The 19790-nt window shown below is 60.2% G+C and carries 19 protein-coding genes; 13 read left to right on the top strand and 6 right to left on the bottom strand.

Annotation, left to right across the window (positions count from 1 at the left end; all coding sequences use genetic code 11):
- The 4 genes from Q7T64_RS11720 to Q7T64_RS11705 form a co-directional block, all read left to right on the top strand.
- A partial coding sequence (locus Q7T64_RS11720) for a circularly permuted type 2 ATP-grasp protein (protein WP_304795750.1) occupies positions 1 to 214 on the top strand: 214 nt, incomplete at its 5' end.
- A gap of 1 nt (position 215) precedes the next feature.
- The gene (locus Q7T64_RS11715; protein WP_304795748.1) at positions 216 to 1172 is read left to right on the top strand and encodes an alpha-E domain-containing protein; all 957 of its coding nucleotides are present in this window, start codon (positions 216 to 218) and stop codon (positions 1170 to 1172) included.
- An 8-nt stretch (positions 1173 to 1180) separates the two neighbouring features.
- Positions 1181 to 1990 carry a transglutaminase family protein gene (locus tag Q7T64_RS11710; protein ID WP_304795746.1) on the top strand — a complete coding sequence of 270 codons (810 nt, stop codon included), beginning with the start codon at positions 1181 to 1183 and terminating at the stop codon, positions 1988 to 1990.
- A gap of 30 nt (positions 1991 to 2020) precedes the next feature.
- Positions 2021 to 2899, top strand: a complete 879-nt coding sequence (locus Q7T64_RS11705) for a proteasome-type protease (RefSeq protein ID WP_304795744.1) — start codon at positions 2021 to 2023, stop codon at positions 2897 to 2899.
- A 109-nt stretch (positions 2900 to 3008) separates the two neighbouring features.
- Here the strand turns inward: Q7T64_RS11705 and purM are convergent, their stop codons facing one another.
- On the bottom strand, positions 3009 to 4052 hold the full coding sequence (gene purM / locus Q7T64_RS11700; protein WP_304795741.1) for a phosphoribosylformylglycinamidine cyclo-ligase: 1044 nt from the start codon (positions 4050 to 4052) through the stop codon (positions 3009 to 3011).
- Positions 4053 to 4189: 137 nt separating this feature from the next.
- Between purM and Q7T64_RS11695 the strand changes: the two genes are divergently transcribed.
- From Q7T64_RS11695 to Q7T64_RS11655, 9 genes are all read left to right on the top strand, one after another.
- Positions 4190 to 5281, top strand: a complete 1092-nt coding sequence (locus Q7T64_RS11695) for an AI-2E family transporter (RefSeq protein ID WP_304795739.1) — start codon at positions 4190 to 4192, stop codon at positions 5279 to 5281.
- Positions 5278 to 5964 (top strand): DnaA regulatory inactivator Hda, encoded by a 687-nt coding sequence (gene hda / locus Q7T64_RS11690; RefSeq protein ID WP_304795738.1) that lies wholly within the window; start codon positions 5278 to 5280, stop codon positions 5962 to 5964. Before Q7T64_RS11695 ends, hda begins: the two co-directional genes overlap by 4 nt.
- Positions 5964 to 6635 carry an HAD family phosphatase gene (locus Q7T64_RS11685; RefSeq protein WP_304795735.1) on the top strand — a complete coding sequence of 224 codons (672 nt, stop codon included), beginning with the start codon at positions 5964 to 5966 and terminating at the stop codon, positions 6633 to 6635. Before hda ends, Q7T64_RS11685 begins: the two co-directional genes overlap by 1 nt.
- Positions 6628 to 8037: a polynucleotide adenylyltransferase PcnB gene (gene pcnB / locus Q7T64_RS11680; protein WP_304795733.1), complete on the top strand. Its 1410-nt coding sequence runs from the start codon at positions 6628 to 6630 to the stop codon at positions 8035 to 8037. Before Q7T64_RS11685 ends, pcnB begins: the two co-directional genes overlap by 8 nt.
- 13 nt (positions 8038 to 8050) lie before the next feature.
- Positions 8051 to 8548 (top strand): 2-amino-4-hydroxy-6-hydroxymethyldihydropteridine diphosphokinase, encoded by a 498-nt coding sequence (gene folK / locus Q7T64_RS11675; protein ID WP_304795730.1) that lies wholly within the window; start codon positions 8051 to 8053, stop codon positions 8546 to 8548.
- A gap of 82 nt (positions 8549 to 8630) precedes the next feature.
- Positions 8631 to 8978 (top strand): DMT family protein, encoded by a 348-nt coding sequence (locus tag Q7T64_RS11670; protein WP_304795728.1) that lies wholly within the window; start codon positions 8631 to 8633, stop codon positions 8976 to 8978.
- Positions 8975 to 9616, top strand: a complete 642-nt coding sequence (locus tag Q7T64_RS11665; protein ID WP_304795726.1) for a deoxynucleoside kinase — start codon at positions 8975 to 8977, stop codon at positions 9614 to 9616. The genes Q7T64_RS11670 and Q7T64_RS11665 overlap by 4 nt, the downstream gene beginning before the upstream one ends.
- 3 nt (positions 9617 to 9619) lie before the next feature.
- Positions 9620 to 10438 (top strand): 3-methyl-2-oxobutanoate hydroxymethyltransferase, encoded by an 819-nt coding sequence (gene panB, locus Q7T64_RS11660; protein ID WP_304795724.1) that lies wholly within the window; start codon positions 9620 to 9622, stop codon positions 10436 to 10438.
- Between the two features lie 547 nt (positions 10439 to 10985).
- Positions 10986 to 11906, top strand: a complete 921-nt coding sequence (locus Q7T64_RS11655) for a crotonase/enoyl-CoA hydratase family protein (protein WP_304795722.1) — start codon at positions 10986 to 10988, stop codon at positions 11904 to 11906.
- Positions 11907 to 12211: 305 nt separating this feature from the next.
- Here the strand turns inward: Q7T64_RS11655 and Q7T64_RS11650 are convergent, their stop codons facing one another.
- The 5 genes from Q7T64_RS11650 to dnaK all read right to left on the bottom strand — a co-directional run bounded on the left by Q7T64_RS11650 (position 12212) and on the right by dnaK (position 19735).
- Positions 12212 to 12865, bottom strand: a complete 654-nt coding sequence (locus Q7T64_RS11650) for a TenA family transcriptional regulator (protein ID WP_304795720.1) — start codon at positions 12863 to 12865, stop codon at positions 12212 to 12214.
- Positions 12866 to 12868: 3 nt separating this feature from the next.
- Positions 12869 to 15130, bottom strand: a complete 2262-nt coding sequence (locus Q7T64_RS11645; protein ID WP_304795717.1) for an ATP-binding protein — start codon at positions 15128 to 15130, stop codon at positions 12869 to 12871.
- On the bottom strand, positions 15123 to 16268 hold the full coding sequence (locus Q7T64_RS11640; protein WP_304795715.1) for an HD domain-containing phosphohydrolase: 1146 nt from the start codon (positions 16266 to 16268) through the stop codon (positions 15123 to 15125). The genes Q7T64_RS11645 and Q7T64_RS11640 overlap by 8 nt, the downstream gene beginning before the upstream one ends.
- A 293-nt stretch (positions 16269 to 16561) precedes the next feature.
- Positions 16562 to 17692 (bottom strand): molecular chaperone DnaJ, encoded by a 1131-nt coding sequence (gene dnaJ / locus Q7T64_RS11635; RefSeq protein WP_304795713.1) that lies wholly within the window; start codon positions 17690 to 17692, stop codon positions 16562 to 16564.
- A gap of 99 nt (positions 17693 to 17791) precedes the next feature.
- Positions 17792 to 19735 (bottom strand): molecular chaperone DnaK, encoded by a 1944-nt coding sequence (gene dnaK / locus Q7T64_RS11630; RefSeq protein ID WP_304795711.1) that lies wholly within the window; start codon positions 19733 to 19735, stop codon positions 17792 to 17794.
- Positions 19736 to 19790: the final 55 nt, after the last annotated feature.

Genomic DNA, 19790 nt, shown 5'->3' with positions numbered 1-19790 from the left:
TGCGCAACCGACGCTCGCATTATCGGTTTGCCCGACCTTTGTCGAGTCCGGCATTGCGCCGCGTCACATCGACCTTCGTCCGTTCGTATTGTCCGGTGAGACCATTTCCATCGTACCGGGTGGACTGACCCGGGTCGCTCTGCAGGAGGGTTCGCTGGTGGTGAACTCATCGCAGGGCGGCGGTACGAAGGACACCTGGATTTTGGAGCAATGACATGCTGAGCCGCACTGCCGACCACCTTTACTGGATGGCGCGTTATACCGAACGCGCCGAAAACACCGCCCGCCTGCTGGATGTGAACCTGCAAACCTCGCTGCTACCGCAATCGGCGCGCTCGGCCGAGCAAGGATGGCGCGCGATGCTGGGCATCTCCGAGCTGCAGCTGGCCTACGACCAGCGCTACGACAAGCTCAACGCGCGCGACGTCCTTCATTTCATGGTGCAGGACCGCACCAATATGTCCTCGATCGCGTCCTGTCTTGGTGCAGCCAGGGAAAATGCACGCGCCGTGCGCGGCACGCTGACCACGGAAGTATGGGAAACCCTGAACACAACCTGGCTGGAAGTACTGTCGCAGTTGCAGGACGGACTGCCCGGACAGGACCCGGGGCAATTCTTCGAATGGGTCAAGCACCGCTCCCACCTGTCGCGCGGCGTCACGCTGGGCACCATGCTCAAGGATGAAGCATTCCAGTTCATCCGCCTGGGCACCCACCTGGAGCGGGCCGACAACACGGCGCGCATCCTGGACGTCAAGTTCCATGGCGCACAGGGTAATGGCACCGAAGCCAGTGCACAGGATGCGCAGTTCGATTTCTATTATTGGGCGGCGATCCTGCGTTCGGTATCCGCCTTCGAAATCTATCGCAAGGTGTACCGGGATGTCATTACACCGGAGCGCGTGGCCGAGCTGATGATGCTGCGTGCGGACATGCCGCGCTCGCTGCATGCCTGCCTGGAGGAAGTGGTGGCGATCCTGGCCGCCGTGCGCAATGACCTGTCGGCGGACACCGAACGCCAGGCCGGGCGCTTGCATGCCGAACTGTGTTTCAGCCGGATCGACGAGATCCTGGAGAGCGGCCTGCATGCTTACCTGACCCGCTTCCTGGAACAAATTTACGAACTTGGCAATCGAATCAGCCGGGACTTCCTGCTGCCGCTGGCAGCCTGAGCAAGAAAATGATCCTGAATATCCGGCACCAGACTGACTACCACTACACGACCACCGTCGCCTATACCATCCAGCAATTGCGGCTGACGCCGCGCCGCGAACCGACCCAGCACACGCTGAACTGGAAAGTCACCGCGCCCGGACGTTGCCACTTCTACACCGATGCCTGGGGCAATGCCACCCATGTGCTGACCCTGACCGGCGACCATACCAACGTGCGGGTAATCGCCGAGGGGCGGGTACAGACAATTTCGCCCGACCAGGGCCGCATCCAGGGCAGTGGCGAACTCAAGGCGCTGGTGTTTACCGTGCCGACCACCTTGACCGAGACGACCGACACCGTGATGTCCTTCGCCGCGCAGCACCTGAAGCCTTCTGCCCGCAGCCACGACCTGATGGACCTGGCCAGCGCCATCATGGGAAGCGTCGGTTACCAGACCGGCGCCACTGGCGTGGCCAGCACGGCGACGGAAGCGCTGCTGTTGGGACATGGCGTTTGCCAGGATCACGCCCATCTGTTCATTGCCTGCTGCCATTCGCGCGGCATCCCGGCGCGCTATGTGTCGGGTTACCTCGATGCCGGCATCCAGGACCATGCCGCCACCCACGCCTGGGTCGATGTCTGGGTTGAAGACGTCGACTATTCCGGCTGGATCAGCATCGACGTCACGCACGCCTGCTTCCAGGACGAGCGTTACTGCAGGCTGGCAGTGGGGCGCGACTACGAGACCGCCGCCCCGGTACGCGGCGTGCGGCGCGGCGGCGGAACGGAATCAATGAGTGCACATGTCACCGTCACGCCCGAGGGCATGCGGTAAAATCCCTCTTTACTTTTTTGTCGAACAAACATGACTTACTGCGTTGCGATGCGGGTAAATGCCGGACTGGTGTTCCTGTCCGATTCGCGCACTAACGCCGGCGTGGACCAGATAGGCACCTTCAGGAAGCTGAACGTGTTTGAAAATCCGGGCGAACGCGTGTTGGTCCTGATGACATCCGGCAACCTGTCGATCACGCAAGCGATCCGGCAGATGATCACTGAACTGGTCACGCCAGAAGGCAAGAGCATCTGGACCGTCGACACGATGTACGAAGCGGCCCAGATCGTCGGCCAGGCGGTGCGGCACGTGCATGAACGCGACGGTACTGCCTTGCAGGAATTCGGCATCGATTTCAACGTGCGCATGATCTTCGGCGGCCAGATCAAGGGGGAACGGTCACGGCTGTTCCAGGTTTATGCCGCCGGCAATTTCATCGAGGCGCACGACGAAAACACCTACTTCCAGATTGGCGAAGCCAAATATGGCAAGCCGATCGTGGATCGCGTGATCACGCCCGACAGCACGCTGGACGAAGCGGCGAAATGTGCGCTGATTTCGATGGACTCGACGCTGCGTTCGAACATTTCAGTCGGGCTCCCGCTGGATCTGCTGGTGTACAAGGCAGATTCATTCGGCGTCACCCGCTTCGTCACGATCGACGAGCACAACCAGTACTTCCAGATGATCCGCAATAGCTGGGGCGACCAGTTAAAACGCGTATTCGAGGGAATTTCTGACCCGGTATGGGATGCGCCGACCGAGGCTGCCCTGAATGTGCTGTCCAAACGCCAGGGACAGAGCCAGCCGGTACGCATGCTGGCCCCGCCAAATGGCAAATTGGCGCAGAACGCGCCGGCGATGGTGCAGACGCTGGCAGGCCAGGATAATCCCGAGCGCCAACCGTAAAATGGGCGGATAGCGGGCCACCGCCACCGGGAAGCAGGCTCAGCAAGGCCGTCGATGCCGGAACGTGGATCAGGAACCCGATCGGCTCGGCATCTGCCGACGGCCAGGCTCAGACGACGATGGTCTGCGCCTCGCTGCCCTGGCGCTCGCGAATTTCGCCAATCCGCGAAACGGTCTGGCCTTGCGTTCGCAAATGGGCCATCGCCGCATCGGCCAGGTCGGCCGCAACAATCACCGCCATGCCAATGCCGCAGTTGAAGACGCGGTGCATTTCCGCGTCGGCAACGCCCCCATGCTGTTGCAGCCAGGAAAACAGCGGCGGCATGCTCCAGCCGTCACGGTGCAGCACCGCCGTCAGGTTCGGCTGCAGCACACGGGGCACGTTCTCGACCAGTCCGCCGCCGGTGATATGCGCCATCCCCCGTACCGGCATGGTCGCCATCAGCGACAGCAAGGACTTGACGTAAATACGGGTCGGCTCCATCAGCACATCGGCCAAGCGGCGGCCGTGGAAATCGGCATCCAGGTCCGGCTGCGCCACCGAAATGATCTTGCGCACCAGCGAATAACCATGGGAATGGCAACCGGAAGAAGCCAGGCCAAGCACCACATCGCCCGGCGCAATCTGGCGCCCATCGATGATTTGCGATTTTTCAACAGCGCCAACCGCAAAGCCAGCAAGGTCGTATTCGCCATCCGGATACATGCCCGGCATTTCAGCAGTCTCACCGCCGATCAGCGCACAACCGGCCTGTTCGCAGCCGAACGCAATGCCCTTCACCACATCAGTGGCGGTGGCTACGTCGAGCTTGCCGCAAGCGAAATAATCGAGGAAAAACAACGGCTCGGCGCCCTGGACCAGGATATCGTTGACACTCATGGCGACCAGGTCGATGCCCACCGTATCGTGCCGCTTGAGTTCGAATGCCAGCCTGAGCTTGGTGCCGACGCCGTCGGTGCCGGACACCAGCACCGGTTCGCGGAACTTCTTGCTGATTTCAAAAAGCGCGCCGAAGCCGCCAATGCCGCCCAGCACACCTTCGCGCATGGTTCGCTTGGCGAATGGCTTGATTGCTTCGACCAGCGCATCGCCGGCATCGATATCGACGCCGGCATCTCGGTAAGACAGGGAAACCTTGGTGGGGGATGTCATGATTTGGTTGGCGGAGGCGGTAAAATAGGCGGCTTTCTCAAAGAGCGCACGATCAGGGGCGCAAGCCTATAATCGCGCATCCAGCCGCCGCAGCAAAGGCGCTATTTTAACAAACCGTTACCCCAGCCCCGATCCTCATGTCATTTCCCTTCACTTCCGAACAAAGACAGACCCTGATGTGGGTCGCGTTCGGACTGGTGTTGGTGGCATTGCTGGTGCTGCTGGGGCCGGTCCTGACACCCTTCATCGCCGCGGCGATCCTGGCCTACGCGCTCAATCCCGGCGTCGACTGGCTGTGCCGGGGCCACCTGGGCCGGCTGCGCATGCCGCGCATGGTGGCCGTCGTGATCGTGATGTTGCTGCTGTGCGCCGTGCTGCTAGCCCTGGTCCTGATCGTGGTGCCGGTGCTGGAAAAAGAACTGCCGCTGATGCGGGAACAGATCCCCCGCCTGCTGTCGTCGATCGATGCGGTCGTCGCCCCGTGGCTGCAAGGACTTGGCGTAACGGCAAGGCTGGACGTCGAAGGCATCAAGCAGTTGTTGACCGAACAGGTAGCGAACGCCGGCCAGGGTATCTGGACGTCACTGCTGGCGTCGGCGCGTATCGGCGGCATTGCACTGCTTGGCTGGATCGCCACGCTGCTGCTGATACCCGTGGTCCTGTTTTACCTGCTGTTGGACTGGCATCAGATGGTCGGGCGCGTCCACCACGCGGTGCCGCGGCGCTGGGCGGCCAGGACGCAGTCGTTCGGACGCGAAGTCGACGCCCTGCTGGCCCAGTACCTGCGCGGCCAATTGCTGGTGATGCTGGTGCTGGCGATTTATTATTCCGCCGGCCTGGCCATTGCCGGCCTCGAAGTCGCGGTGCCGGTCGGCATCATTACCGGCCTGCTGGTATTCATTCCCTATGTCGGATTCGGCCTCGGCCTGCTGATGGCGCTGCTTGCCGCCCTGCTGCAATTCGAGATCCTGCACGGCCTGGTCGCGGTTGGCGTGGTCTACGGTCTGGGGCAAATGCTGGAAAGTTTCATACTGACTCCACGCCTGGTCGGCGAACGCATCGGCCTGCATCCGCTGGTGGTGATCTTCGCCTTGCTCGCCTTCGGACAGTTATTCGGATTCGTTGGCGTATTGCTGGCGCTGCCAGCATCAGCCATCCTGTCGGTTGCCGTGCGCCACACGCGGGACAATTACCTGCGCAGCAGCTTTTACAGCCAGCCTGAACAATGAGACAGCTGCTTCTCGACATTCCCGGCGTCCAGCCGCAAACCTTCGCCACCTTCGTCACCGGCCGCAACGACGAACTGCTGGCGCTGCTGCACACGATCGCCGGCGGCGACGCCAGCGGGCTGGACCAGCGATTCGTCTATCTGTGGGCTGAAGCAGGCTGCGGCAAGTCCCATTTATTGAAGGCCTTGCAGGCAATGTGCTGCGATGCCCGCCTGCTGGGCCCGGATTCGGATGCCGATGACTTCACCTATGCACCGGCGACCTGGCTCTACCTGGTCGATGATTGCGAGCGCCTCAAACCCGCGCAGCAGGTGGCGACATTTGCGCTGTTCAACCAGATCCGGGAACGCGGCGGCGTACTGGTCACCGCAGGTGCGGCCGCACCTGCTACGCTGGCGCTGCGCGACGACCTGCGCACACGGCTTGGCTGGGGCCTGATTTACCAGGTACATGGCCTGGCCGACGAAGAAAAACTGGCGGCGCTGGAGCGCGCAGCGCAGGCGCGCGGCTTTCACTTGGCGCCGGGGCTGTTGCCGTGGCTGATTACGCATTTCCGGCGCGACATGCCCTCACTGGCAGCGGTGCTGGATGCGCTGGACCGCTATTCACTGGAAACCAAGCGCCCGGTTACCCTGCCCCTGTTGAAGGAGCTGCTGGAATTGGGCGAAGTGCAGATAAATTGATGAACCTGGCCATTTTCGATCTTGATTACACGCTGCTCCCGGTCGACTCCGACTACGAATGGGGTCAGTTCCTGGTCCGCCTGGGGGTGGTCGACCCGGTCAGCTTTGCCAGCCGCAATGATGCGTTTTTCGCGCAATACCTGGCCGGCACGCTCGACCCGGTCGAATACCTGCACTTTGCTTTCGGCACGCTGGCGGGCTTCCCGCGCGCGCAGCTCGATCAATGGCACCAGCAGTTCATGAATGAGGTCATCACACCCGCCATCCATCCGGTGGCGCTGGCGCTGGTCGAACAACACCGTTCTGCCGGCGACCTGACGGTGATCATCAGCGCCACCAACAGCTTTGTCACCGGCCCCATTGCGCGCCGGTTCAATGTCGACCACCTGATCTCCGCCGAGCCTGAACTCGATAGCGCCGGCGAAATCACCGGCAAGATCCGCGGTACACCCACCCATGGCCAAGGCAAGGTTTCCCATCTGCACGCCTGGCTTGCCGGCCGGGGAACGCGCCTGGAAGAATTCGGGCGCAGCGCGTTTTACAGTGACTCGCACAACGACCTGCCGCTGCTATCCGCAGTGACCGATCCCGTTGCCACCAACCCGAATGAAAAATTGAAAGCGCACGCTCTGGCTCACGGCTGGCCCGTACTGAACCTATTCGATGATTAAGAAATTTATCAACCGCCTGCTGGGCCGCAAGAACGACGCCGCCCGCAACAACGAACCCGTCGTGCTCGGGCCCAAAGAACACGGCATTGACCCCAAGCTGGTGTCATCCAATGCCATCAGGGTGACCCAGTCGCTGCAAGAGGCGGGGTTCAAGGCATTCCTGGTCGGCGGCGCAGTGCGCGACCTTTTGCTAGGCATCAAGCCAAAGGATTTCGACGTCGCCACCAACGCCACGCCGGAACAGGTCAAGCGACTGTTCCGGCGCGCGTTCATCATCGGCCGCCGCTTCCAGATCGTGCATGTGATGTTCGGGCAGGACTTGATCGAGGTCACTACCTTCCGCGGCGCAACCGCCGACGATGTGCCCAAGGATGCCCACGGGCGGGTGCTGCGCGACAATACCTTCGGCGACCAGCATGAAGACGCGGTGCGGCGCGATTTCACCATCAACGCCATGTACTACAACCCGGCCGACCAGTCGGTGCTGGACTACCACGGCGGCATACCCGACATCCGCAGCCGCACGCTGCGCGTGATCGGCGTGCCGGAAGTCCGCTTCCGCGAAGATCCGGTCCGCTTGCTGCGGGTGGTGCGCTTCGCCGCCAAGCTGGGCTTCACGATCGATCCCGCCACCCGTGAGCCGATCAAGGTGATGGCGCCGCTGATCAACAATGTGCCGGCGGCACGGGTATTCGACGAGATGCTCAAGCTGCTGTTTTCCGGACATGCGCTGGCCTGCCTGCAACAATTGCGCAAGGAAGGCCTGCACCACGGCCTGCTGCCCTTGCTGGACGTGGTGCTGGAACAGCCGCTGGGCGAAAAATTCGTCAGGCTGGCACTGGGCAACACCGACGAACGCGTCAGGCAAGGCAAGCCGGTATCGCCCGGCTTCCTGTTTGCGTCGCTGTTGTGGCACCAGGTCGTGGAAAAGTGGAAGGCCTACGAAGCCGCAGGCGAGCATTCGCTGCCTGCGCTGCACCTGGCGGCTGACGATGTGCTCAATGCGCAGACCGACAAGCTGGCCCTGCAGCGCAAGATCGCGGGCGACATGCGGGACATCTGGGCCATGCAGCCGCGCTTCGACCGCCGCGTGGGCAAGTCGCCGTACAAGCTGCTCGAACATCTGCGCTTTCGTGCCGGCTACGACTTCTTGCTGCTGCGCTGCGCATCCGGCGAGATTGACGAGGAAATCGGCGAATGGTGGACTGAGTTCCAGGATGCCGATGGCCCGGGACGCGAGCTGCTGCTGGCGAGGAAGTTGAAGAAACCGGGAGAAAAAGCGGGCGACGCTGCGCCGGCACGCAAACGCCGCCGCAAAAGCAGCGGTACACGCGCGAAAACCGGTGAAGAAGGCCAGGCCGCCAACCCTGGCGCCGGCGGACCCGGCGCGACCAACGATTGACCCAGGCTGACGAATGAGGTTGCCAGCTTCAACCGCCTGGATAGGGATAGGCGCCAACCTGGGCGACGCCCGCGCCAATGTCGAACAGGCGATTACCGCAATCGCCAGGCTGCACGGATGCGCCCTGGTACGCCGTTCTTCGCTGTACCGCAGCGCCCCGGTCGATGCCGGGGGCGATGACTATGTCAACGCGGTGTTGCAAATATCCACCACCCTCGCGCCGCAGGATCTGCTGCAACAATTGATGCAACTTGAGACCGGCTTCGGGCGCGAACGCGCCTATCGCAATGCACCGCGCACGCTGGACCTGGACTTGCTGCTGGTCGACGATATCGAGTTGCAGAGCGAACTGCTGACTCTGCCCCATCCGCGCATGCACTTGCGTGCATTCGTGCTGGCGCCCTTGCTGGAAGTCGATCCCGATATCGTGATTCCCGGCATTGGTCCGGCGGCGGCGATGCTCGATGCCACGGCCGGCCAAGAAATCCAAAAGCTCGAAGCAACGAAGTAAAGCCATCGCCGGATAAAGAACGCCGCTTTCGCCTGGCCTCCTTGCGCCAGCCTTTCAACAGCCGACAGGTTTGCCAGCCACCATGCCCACTGCAGCCGTACTCCAGACAATTGGCTTGCTTTGCCTGTCCAATGTCTTCATGACCATCGCCTGGTACGCCCACCTGAAAAACCTGGCCGACAAGCCATGGTGGATCGCCGCGTTCATCAGTTGGGGCATTGCACTGTTCGAGTACCTGCTGCAGGTGCCGGCAAACCGCATCGGCTATAGCGTTCTCAGCCTGGCCCAGCTCAAGATCCTGCAGGAAGCGATTACACTGTCGATCTTCGTTCCGTTTGCCGTGATCTACATGGACCAGCCACTCAAGATCGACTACCTGTGGGCTGCGCTGTGCCTGGTCGGCGCCGTCTACTTCATTTTCAGATCATGAACATCGAAAGATTCAGGTACATCGTCGTGGAAGGTCCGATCGGCGCGGGGAAAACCACGCTGGCCCGCAAGATCGCGGATGGCCTGGGCGCACAGGCCTTGCTGGAAATGCCCGAGGACAATCCCTTCCTCGAAAAATTTTATCGTGACGCCGAACGCTATGCCTTGCCGACGCAACTGTTCTTCCTGTTCCAGCGGGTCAACCAGTTGCGCGACCTGAAGCAGGCCGACATGTTCAACGCCCCGGTCGTGTCCGACTTCCTGCTCGACAAGGATCCGCTGTTCGCCAGCCTGACGCTGGCCGACGATGAGCTGCACCTGTACCGGCAACTGTATGAGCAACTCCGCCCGCAGGCACCGGTACCTGACCTCGTGATCTACCTGCAAGCCCAACCTGAGACGCTGGTGGAACGGGTCCAGAAGCGCGGCATTGCCATGGAGTCCGGTATTTCAGAAGACTATCTCTATCGGCTATGTGAGAGTTACAGCCGCTTCTTTTATCATTACGAAGATGCGCCGCTGCTGATCGTCAACACCGAGCACCTCAACCCGATTGCCCGGGACGAGGATTTCAATTTGCTGCTCAATCGCGTGCACAACATGCGTGGCAAGCGCGAATTTTTCAGTCGTGGAGAATAACGAATGTCGGCCTATCTGCAAGAAGCCCGGACCAAAGCAGTCACCATTACCAGCTTGCTCGAAATGCGCGCCAAAGGCGAAAAAATCGCCATGCTGACCTGCTATGACGCCAGCTTCGCGTCGCTGATGGATCGCTGCGGCGTCGAAATGCTGCTGGTCGGCGATTCACTGGGCATGGTATGCCAGGGACAACAGTCAACCCTGCCCGTCACGCTGCAAGAAGTGGCCTACCACACCGCCAGCGTCGCGCGCGGCAACAAGACTGCGATGCTGGTGGCCGACATGCCGTTTGGCACCTATGCCACCCCCGAATCCGCCTTCGCCAACGCGGTGTCGCTGATGCAGGCCGGTGCGCAAATGGTCAAGATCGAAGGCGGCGCCTGGCTGTGCGACACCATACGCTTCCTCACGCAACGCTCGGTTCCTGTGTGCGCACACCTGGGCCTGACGCCACAGTCGGTGCATGCGCTGGGCGGATACAAAGTGCAAGGCAAGACCGTGCAAGCAGCCGACCTGCTGAAGGCCGATGCCATCGCCGTGCAGCAAGCCGGCGCAACTGTCCTCGTGCTTGAAGCGATTCCTGCGCAATTGGGGAAAGACACCACCGACAGCTTGTCGATTCCAACGATCGGCATTGGCGCCGGCGTCGACTGTTCGGGCCAGGTGCTGGTCATGCACGACATGCTGGGGGTTTTCCCCGGGCACAAGGCAAAGTTCGTGCGGGATTTCATGCAGGGACAAGGCAGTATTGCCGACGCAATCTCCAGTTACGTCCTTGCGGTCAAGGACAAATCCTTTCCCGCGGCCGAACACTGTTTCTGAGGCGGAACCGGCAGGCCTGCGCCGATTGACTGCGTCACCTGTAATCCACCAGACTGTCAGCAGGATACGGCAGCCGGCGACCGCTGAGCGCCGCGATGGCGCCGCTCCCGGGCGCCTAAAAAAAGCGGCACACATTCGGCCAATGGCCATGCACATCTTTCGATGGGGGTGTTTTTTCCGGCACGCCCGCACTACTCCCTGAACCGAACAATCCTGATGGCCAGGCTTGCCGTAAGACTATGCTGATTGGTAGCAGGCGATGGGAACCGAAATGCGCGTCCTGATACTGTGGTTCAGCATAACCGCAGTTCGGCCATATTTTGGGTTAAAAACGTGCGTATCAAAAGGTTAAATGTGTGACATTCTGCGCTCACTTTCCTCTATGGTAAAAGCCTATTAGGCAGGTGCATCAGGATCATTATATTTGTCACAATTTTTCCCCTCTTCTGATCTACTTCAATCCGTACACACAGGGTTAGCAGCGCGATACCGCGCACCTGCCCTGTGATATCCGCGCGTTGGCAAATCAACAGAAAAGGGGGCAATCATGAACGCTGTCACGGAAGCAAAATATCTTTACACCCATGCTGCGCTTGCAGCGGTGCCTCAACAAGAATACCAGCAGATCGACGTGATCCATGATGCCGAAACCAGGTCGGCGTGGACCTATCTCAAACCGCGTGGCCGTGCCTGTTTTACCTTGGGCTTGCTGGCCGACCTGCGGCTGAGGGACAAGAATTTTGAAGCCGACCGAGGCCAGGCATGCAGTGATGGAGAAGTGTTCCCTATCGAGTACTCCGTCGTTGCCTCGGCCGACCCCCGGGTATTCAGCTGGGGCGGCGACCTGGCGCTGTTCGTCATGCTGATCAAGGCGCGTGACCGCGAAGCGTTGCTGCACTACGCGCGCGCCTGTGTCGAACCGGCCTGGCGGCGCCTGTGCCACTACGGCGGACGGACAACGACCATATCGCTGGTGCAAGGCGATGCATTGGGTGGTGGCTTTGAATGCGCGCTGACCAGCGACGTGATTATCGCCGAGGAGTCGGTTCGCATGGGTTTCCCGGAAATCTTGTTCAACCTGTTCCCGGGCATGGGCGCTTACAGCCTGCTGGCGCGCCGCATTGGCGCCCGCCAGGCCGAGAAAATGATTCTTGGCGGCGAAATGCACAATGCCAGCTACCTGAAAGAATTAGGGCTGGTCGACATCGTGGTGCCCGACGGACAAGGCAAGGAAGCAACAAAGGACTTCATTCGCCGGCACCGCGGACAGTCAAACGGGATGCGAGCCTTGTTCCGCTGCCGCGAATTCACCAACCCGGTAACGATGGAGGAACTGATGCAGATCTGTGAAGTCTGGACCGATGCCGCCCTGCGCCTGGAAGACCGGGACCTGAGGATGATGCAACGTCTGGTGAAGGCACAGGTGAGGCAACGGGACGGCGCCATTCCGGACAGTGTTCCCGCCTGAAGGGACGATGTGCCTACGGCGTCGTGCAGTGCCCGGCATCACGCAGTTCCATGAAGCCGGGCACACCCGCCCTGCCCGAAGATCGATGCAGCACCCGGTCCAGGGCCATCATCTGGCGCCATCATTGAAGGCGTCGCCTTGCCGAGCCTTGCCTCCTGATTGCCTTTGTCTCGCCGGATAGCTCAATACCGGCGCGCCAGATCGCGCAACGAATCAGGCATCGCGCGTAGGATCGGACACCCGAAGATCAGACACCTGAAGGACCGCCACGCCAGCCGGCGGCGTCATGCCAATGGCCGATCAGCTCAGGCGATCTGGCGAATCCATTCCTTGAACAGATAAAAATTCGACTTGCTTGCCGCGATTACTTCTTGCTGCGCCCGGGCGTCCTCAAGCGTATTGAGCAGCGCATGTAGCCGGACCACGTGCACCTCATCAAGGCTGGCGTGCGATTCAAGGAAAGCAAAGCCTCTGCCAGGCTGCATTCCAAAGCCGCGCGCAAGGCCGGCAGCAATCGGGCCTGCGTAGGCCGATGCGAGCAATTCAAGCACGTAGGACATTCCGATGACAGAACAAGGGTGGACTCGGTCTGCCAGGTAGTAGTTGCTCGATATGAGGGCCAGGACTGGTTCGCTCGCACGGCTATGACGTACCAGATCGGTATCGACGTCAAATTCGGCAAGATCATCCAGCACCATTTGCTCATGGCCCTGCTCGTCGTGCATCGCTTCATAGAGATGCGAGCGCAGTTGCCTGAATTGATCCGGACACCGGCTGACGGCAGCCCCCATGATCGGGCAAAAATGCAGAACCACGTGATACAGGTCGGACAGGAATTGAATGTAATGGCTGCGACTGCATTGGCCTTCAACCATTTGTCGCAATAGCGGCAGGCTTTCCAGATCCGCGCGATGTAAATCTGTAACCTCGAGCAATTCTACGACGAAGGGAATGGTCACTTTTCAGCCTGGCCTGTGTTGGGAATCACTTGCCGGCGTCACTTTGCGCTGCACGCAGTAGATATTCAATTGCGTACACAATGCGGAAAAAACATGCCGGCATTCCTGTATGACCTGCTCACCCCTGTCATGGAACAGGCCGGCAGCAGTCAGTTGCTCGGATCGCTCGCAGAATTCCTGCATGCGCAAAGCACCGACACTGACCGCCGATCCTTTCATCGCATGCAGGAGGTCCCGGCAATCCTGTAATCGTTGCCCATGCAGTGCGGACTCTAGTTGTACGACCAAAGCACTGTTGTCCTTCATGTACCCTGCCAGCAGCATCTCGACGAAGCCGGGATCGCTGCCAAGCGACTCAAGGTCTGCAAGCACTACCGGATCAAGATCCTTGCCGTTGGCAATCACCGTGTGTTCGTGCACGTGCCCGTGGCTGCGATCGTCGTCCCCGGAATTGAAAGCTTGCGGTCGAGCCAGCTCGTCAAGCATGGAGAGGAAAGGCCGGACTTGTACGGGCTTGGACAAGAATGCGTCGACGCCAGCCATTGAACACTCGTGTCGGGCGTCTTTTGTTACATTGGCTGAGAACATGATGACCGGCGCACGCTCGCTGTCCGTCACGATGAAGCGGTAGGCTTTTGCAACCTCCAGCCCGCTCATCAGCGGCATGTTCATGTCCAGCAAGGCAATATCGAATCGCTCTGCGATCAAATAATCCAGGGCCTTCTCACCGTTCGTCGCCAATTTGTGGCGATGGCCGGCGCGCTGCAGGATTTGCTGGACGACCTTGCTATTGGTGGGATTGTCTTCGGCCACCAGGACGTACAGGGAGCGGGCGGCAGCGGGAATCGGGCGTACACCTCCCTGTGCCGCTTGCTGATGATCTTCCGGCGATGCGTGCTGCACGCCTTCCGGTGTCTTGAAAAAAAAGCTTGCCGGAATTTTGGTCGCCGCAACGGCTGTCGCCGGAATACCGGGCGCGACCGGGACGGCCGGCAAGGATTTTCTCAGCGGGATCTCGAACAAGAACAGGCTTCCCTTGTCGGGTGTGCTGTGGACACGGATTTTTCCTCCCATCAGCTCAACGAGTTGCTTGGCAATCGTGGTGCCAAGGCCGGTGCCACCGTAGCGCCGCGTCGTTGTCTCATCTGCCTGGGTAAAGCTGTCGAAAATCCGGCGCTTTGTTTGCTCCGACATGCCAATACCGGTGTCGGCGACTTCAAACCGGATCAGTGCAATCTCTTGTCCACTTTTGATGCAAAAGACCCGGCACGCGACCTCGCCACTGTCCGTGAACTTGATTGCGTTTGACAACAGGTTGACCAGTATCTGACGCAGGCTACGGGAATCCCCGAACAGGGTCGCAGGGATGCCGGGTTCAATATTCGATGTCAGCGCAAGACCCTTCTCCAGTGCCTGGTAGCGAAAGACATCGATCGTTCCCTGCACCAGCTTGATCAGGTCAAATTCGACCGTTTCAAGCATCAGCTTGCCGGCTTCGATCTTGGAAAAATCGAGTACGTCCTCGATCAGTGAAAGCATCAGGCACGAAGCTTCATGCAGGGTATGCACCATGTCTTGCTGGTCGCGGTCCAGACGTGTCGTGTACATCAGGTCGGCCATGCCGATGATTGCGTTCAGCGGTGTGCGCAATTCATGGGATATCGAGGAGACAAACTGGCGCTTTGCCATATTGGCTGCTTCCGCGCTCTGCAATGCAGTGGTGAGGCGTTTCACCAGGTGTGCGACATACAGCGATACCGCCAGCATCCCGCCCCACAAGCCCCAGCCCAAGGGCTGGTTGTCATGCCAATGCGGCAGCAGCCATACAGCTGCGCCAAAGCCGGCCAGGGACAGTACCAGCGCCAGGAACAGGTAGCGACGGCCGTAACGAAAGCCGTTGCCGAAGATAATCCAAAGGTACAGCGCGTACATCGGAACCGCAGATTCGTCACTGGCAAAGAAGAAATACGTGATGGCGGATGCGTCAAGTACGATCCCCGCCACCCGGCGCCACGGCGTTTGCTCGGGTCTTGCCAACACATGCAGGAAAAGCGCTATGGTGACGATGAACAACAAGCCGAGCACAGCAAAATTCGGTGCACGGAACAGGTTGCCGCCATGCAGCGTGGCAAGCCAGTAATACAGCAACAGCAGGACGCCAATGGCGACCCGGATTGCCGCCTGTTCATGCTCGCTGTCGGTGCGCCGCGCTAGCCGTGCCAGGAAGCCAGGTCCGGCTTTGGGCGATGTCGTCGGTTCAGCCATGCCGAATTCCGGCGAAGCTGCTGTTGCCGACGCCGGACGGGCTTGCTGCCCTGCCCTGCCTCATTGAAGTGAGTTCATCGATGGCGCCAGCAAGGACGTCCATCGCATCCGGGTCGAACTTCGCGTGCATCTCTTGCTGCATGAAAGCAAGTGCCTGCTCACAGCTCATCGCTTTTTTGTACTGGCGCGGCGAAATCAATGCGTTGAAGACGTCGGCCACCGCGACGATGCGCGCCATCAGCGGAATGGCATTGCCAGCCAGACCGTGGGGGTAACCCGTGCCGTCAAGCCGTTCATGGTGATTCAGGGCGATTTCTGCCGCGGTATTCAATAATCGTGACGAGTCGCCTGCCAACAAGCCATGCCCGAGGATGGTGTGCCGCCGCAGTCGCTCCGATTGCGACGGCGTCAGGGGATTCGGGTGGCTCCAGAGATCCGACGGCAACGCAAGCTCGCCGATGTCATGCACGGATGCTGCCACGCACAGTAATGCGACTTCCGCTTCGGCGCACCCCAGCCCGCGCGCGATGTGCCCGGCAAAGCTTGCGACGTCCTGCTGGCATCGGGCGGCCGACTCACGGTCATGAAGGCGATTCAAGGCGACCAGCCGCTCGAGTGCACCGTCCTCGGAGAGACGCAATTCGCCCTTGATGGCTTCCAGCCGGGTGGACAGCAATTCGATATGCCGGTTCTGGGCCAGGAAATGGCTACGCACGCGCAGCAGGTTTTCGCAGCGTATCCTGCATTCGACCGGATCGATCGGGCGCAACAGATAGTCGGTCACACCGGCGTCAAAGGCGCGGTAAATCAGGTCCCGCTTCTGCACCACGGTCGTCATCACGATCGGCAACTCGGCGGGAGAGCGCAGCTTGCGCAGCGCGCGCGTGATTTCAATGCCATCCAGCCGCGGCATCAGGTAGTCGGTCAGTACCAGGTCAACCGGCCGGGAACGGACGAATTCCAGGGCTTCAAGGGGATCAGCGAACGGAACGAGGTTCAGCCGCGGATGGATGCCGCGGAGGATCTCGGCCAGCACCATGCGCCCGGTACTTTGGTCATCGACGATGACGACAGTTGGCGTGGGTACACGATAGCGCCGCATTTCGTACACCGGGGCTCGTTCGAATTCTGCGCTCACGGGACTGATCCGGATAGGAGGGAGTCCGCAGTATGCGCGAGCCGAAACGAAAATGTAACGTCGGCGACATTAACAATTTAACGTTTTTTACTAATTGTTTTCCCGCTTGTAAACGTCGCCGCGCCGGGTCAAGGATTTTGCAGGACGGAAGTCATTCCCGTCGGCAAACCTACTGGTGCTCGCGACTATTCACCGACAAAAAGTGCGGTCACGGGATGGGATGGGATGGGCAAGCGTCATGCCGATGCTGCCTGCCGGGGGCGCATTCAATGCCCCCCCCCGGCTTCTTCGCATCACTCAAAGAACTCTTTTACCTTGTCTTTCCATGACTTGCTCTGCGGACTGTGCCTGGCTCCGCCTTCCGAGGTCAATTCCTCGAATTCGCGCAGGATGTCCTTTTGACGGTCGGTCAGCTTTACCGGGGTTTCGACCACGACATGGCAAAACAGGTCACCGGGGTAGCCTGAACGCACGCCTTTTATTCCCTTGCTGCGCAACCGGAATGTTTTCCCGGACTGGGTGCCTTCGGGAATCGTGAACGATACCTTTCCCGCCAAGGTGGGCACTTCGATGTCGCCGCCCAGTGCTGCCTTGGCGAAGGAAATCGGCATTTCGCAGTGCAGGTCGTCGCCATCGCGCTGGAATACCGCATGCGCCTTGATGTGGACTTCAACGTAAAGATCGCCCGCCGGTCCACCATTCGTTCCCGGCTCGCCATTGCCGGTCGAACGGATACGCATGCCATCGTCGATGCCTGCCGGGATCTTGACTTCCAGCGTCTTGTTGCGCTTGATGCGGCCAGCGCCGCTGCAGGTCGCGCATGGTTCGGGAATGATCTTGCCGGTGCCATGGCATTTCGGGCAGGTCTGCTGGATGCTGAAAAAGCCCTGTTGCATCCGCACCTGGCCTTGACCGCCACAGGTGGTGCAGGCAACCGGCGAGGTGCCGGGCTTGGCGCCCGAACCGTGGCAGGTGTCGCAACTGTCCCAGCTCGGCACACGGATTGAGGTATCAAAGCCGTTGGCCGCCTGTTCAAGCGAAATTTCGAGGTTGTAGCGCAAGTCGGCGCCGCGAAACACTTGCGGACCGGCCCGGCCGCCGGCGCGCGCACCGCCGCCAAATATGTCGCCGAAAATGTCGCCAAAGGCATCGGCGAAACTGCCGTTGCCACCGAATCCGCCGCCGCCGGCCACATTGGGGTCGACGCCGGCATGTCCGTAGCGGTCGTAGGCCTCGCGCTTCTGCGCGTCAGAAAGCATTTCGTAGGCTTCCTTGGCTTCCTTGAACTTGTCCTCGGCGCCCTTGCTATCCGGGTTGCGGTCCGGATGGTGTTTCATCGCCAGTTTGCGATAGGCCTTCTTGATTTCTTCGTCGGAGGCATTTTTTGCCAGGCCGAGTACTTCGTAATAATCACGCTTTGCCATATTTCACGACCTTGTTATGCAAGCAAAAACGCCGGACCGAACATCGCAACGCGACTTTCGATCCGGCGGAAGGGTTCGGCTTGCGCCTACTGCCCAGCCTTATTTGTCCTTCACTTCCTTGAAGTCGGCATCGACGACATCGTCGTCTTTTGCCCTGGACTCGCCGCCAGTCTGGTCCGCACCACCGGCCGCACCCGCTGCGCCGGCCGCTGCCTGCTGGCCAACGTCGGCATACATCTTTTCGCCGAGTTTCTGGGCTGCGGTGGACAGGGTCGCAATTTTCGCATCAATTTCGGTCTTGTCGTTGCCTTTCAGCGCGGCATCGAGATCCTGGATTGCGGCTTCGATCTTTTCCTTGTCGGCGGCGTCGATCTTGTCGCCGTATTCGGTCAGCGCCTTGCGGGTCGAGTGTACCAGCGCGTCGCCCTGGTTATGCGCCTCGGCCAGTTCGCGCAGCCGATGGTCTTCGGCCGCATTTGCCTCCGCGTCGCGCACCATCTTCTGGATTTCTTCTTCCGTCAGGCCAGAGTTTGCCTTGATGGTGATCTTGTTTTCCTTGCCGCTCGCCTTGTCCTTGGCATTGACATGCAGGATACCGTTGGCGTCGATGTCAAAAGTGACTTCGATTTGCGGCGTACCGCGTGGCGATGGCGGAATCCCTTCGAGATTGAACTCGCCCAGCCCCTTGTTGCCGGCTGCCATTTCGCGCTCGCCCTGGAAAACCTTGATCGTGACCGCCGGCTGGCTGTCTTCGGCAGTCGAAAACACCTGGCTGAACTTGGTCGGGATGGTCGTGTTCTTGTGGATCATCTTGGTCATCACGCCGCCCAGGGTTTCGATGCCCAGGGACAGTGGTGTCACGTCCAGCAACAGCAGGTCCTTGCGCTCGCCGGACAGCACGGCGCCCTGGATCGCTGCGCCAACGGCGACGGCTTCATCCGGATTGACGTCCTTGCGCGGCTCCTTGCCGAAGAACTCGCGAACCTTTTCCTGCACCTTGGGCATGCGCGTCATGCCACCGACCAGGATCACGTCGTCGATGTCCGACACCTTGACGCCAGCATCCTTGATGGCGATGCGGCATGGCTCGATGGTCTTGCTGATCAGTTCTTCTACCAGCGACTCCAGCTTGGCGCGGGTGATCTTCATCGTCAGGTGGACCGGCGCGCCGTTGGCCATGGCGATGTAAGGCTCGTTGATTTCGGTCTGCTGCGACGACGACAATTCGATCTTGGCGCACTCGGCCGAGGCCTTGATCCGCTGCAGCGCGATCGGATCCTTGCGCAGGTCCACACCGCTGTTTTTGCGGAATTCGTCGATGATGAAGTCGATCATGCGCTGGTCGAAGTCTTCGCCACCCAGGAAGGTATCGCCGTTGGTGGACAGCACTTCAAATTGCTTCTCGCCATCGACGTCGGCGATCTCGATGATCGACACGTCGAAGGTACCGCCGCCCAGGTCATAGACGGCAATCTTGCGATCGCCCTTGCTGGTCTTGTCCAGGCCGAATGCCAGCGCGGCAGCGGTCGGTTCGTTGATGATGCGCTTGACGTCGAGTCCGGCAATCCGGCCGGCATCCTTGGTGGCCTGGCGCTGTGCATCGTTGAAGTAGTCGGGGACGGTAATCACGGCCTCGGTCACTTCTTCACCCAGGTATTCCTCGGCGGTTTTCTTCATCTTACGCAGCACTTCGGCTGATATCTGCGGTGGTGCAAGCTTCTTGTCGCGCACCAGTACCCAGGCGTCGCCATTGTCGGCCTTGAGGATCTTGTAGGGCATCAGCGAGATGTCCTTCTGCACTTCCTTCTCGTCGAACTTGCGCCCGATCAGCCGCTTCACGGCATACAGGGTGTTCTCCGGATTGGTGACTGCCTGGCGCTTGGCCGGCGCGCCGACCAGGATTTCGCCGTCATCCTGGTAAGCGATGATCGAAGGGGTCGTGCGCGCACCTTCGGAGTTCTCGATGACCTTCGGCTGCCCGCCTTCCATGATGGCGATGCAGGAGTTTGTCGTACCCAAGTCAATGCCAATGATTTTGCCCATGATTTTGTCCTTTTATAACTTGATTGCCGAATGGCTGAATAACTGAATTAGCGGT

It is taken from the genome of Lacisediminimonas sp., from assembly GCF_030645335.1.
Lineage (GTDB): Bacteria > Pseudomonadota > Gammaproteobacteria > Burkholderiales > Burkholderiaceae_D > Lacisediminimonas.
This window is presented reverse-complemented; position numbering and strand designations above follow the sequence as displayed.

What these genes read in the sequence shown, in the direction of transcription:
- Q7T64_RS11715 (WP_304795748.1), top strand. Translation starts at nt 216, where the DNA reads ATGCTGAGCCGCACTGCCGACCACCTTTACTGGATGGCGCGTTATACC.
- Q7T64_RS11710 (WP_304795746.1), top strand. Translation starts at nt 1,181, where the DNA reads ATGATCCTGAATATCCGGCACCAGACTGACTACCACTACACGACCACC.
- Q7T64_RS11705 (WP_304795744.1), top strand. Translation starts at nt 2,021, where the DNA reads ATGACTTACTGCGTTGCGATGCGGGTAAATGCCGGACTGGTGTTCCTG.
- purM (WP_304795741.1), bottom strand. Translation starts at nt 4,052, where the DNA reads ATGACATCCCCCACCAAGGTTTCCCTGTCTTACCGAGATGCCGGCGTC.
- Q7T64_RS11695 (WP_304795739.1), top strand. Translation starts at nt 4,190, where the DNA reads ATGTCATTTCCCTTCACTTCCGAACAAAGACAGACCCTGATGTGGGTC.
- hda (WP_304795738.1), top strand. Translation starts at nt 5,278, where the DNA reads ATGAGACAGCTGCTTCTCGACATTCCCGGCGTCCAGCCGCAAACCTTC.
- Q7T64_RS11685 (WP_304795735.1), top strand. Translation starts at nt 5,964, where the DNA reads ATGAACCTGGCCATTTTCGATCTTGATTACACGCTGCTCCCGGTCGAC.
- pcnB (WP_304795733.1), top strand. Translation starts at nt 6,628, where the DNA reads ATGATTAAGAAATTTATCAACCGCCTGCTGGGCCGCAAGAACGACGCC.
- folK (WP_304795730.1), top strand. Translation starts at nt 8,051, where the DNA reads ATGAGGTTGCCAGCTTCAACCGCCTGGATAGGGATAGGCGCCAACCTG.
- Q7T64_RS11670 (WP_304795728.1), top strand. Translation starts at nt 8,631, where the DNA reads ATGCCCACTGCAGCCGTACTCCAGACAATTGGCTTGCTTTGCCTGTCC.
- Q7T64_RS11665 (WP_304795726.1), top strand. Translation starts at nt 8,975, where the DNA reads ATGAACATCGAAAGATTCAGGTACATCGTCGTGGAAGGTCCGATCGGC.
- panB (WP_304795724.1), top strand. Translation starts at nt 9,620, where the DNA reads ATGTCGGCCTATCTGCAAGAAGCCCGGACCAAAGCAGTCACCATTACC.
- Q7T64_RS11655 (WP_304795722.1), top strand. Translation starts at nt 10,986, where the DNA reads ATGAACGCTGTCACGGAAGCAAAATATCTTTACACCCATGCTGCGCTT.
- Q7T64_RS11645 (WP_304795717.1), bottom strand. Translation starts at nt 15,130, where the DNA reads ATGGCTGAACCGACGACATCGCCCAAAGCCGGACCTGGCTTCCTGGCA.
- dnaJ (WP_304795713.1), bottom strand. Translation starts at nt 17,692, where the DNA reads ATGGCAAAGCGTGATTATTACGAAGTACTCGGCCTGGCAAAAAATGCC.
- dnaK (WP_304795711.1), bottom strand. Translation starts at nt 19,735, where the DNA reads ATGGGCAAAATCATTGGCATTGACTTGGGTACGACAAACTCCTGCATC.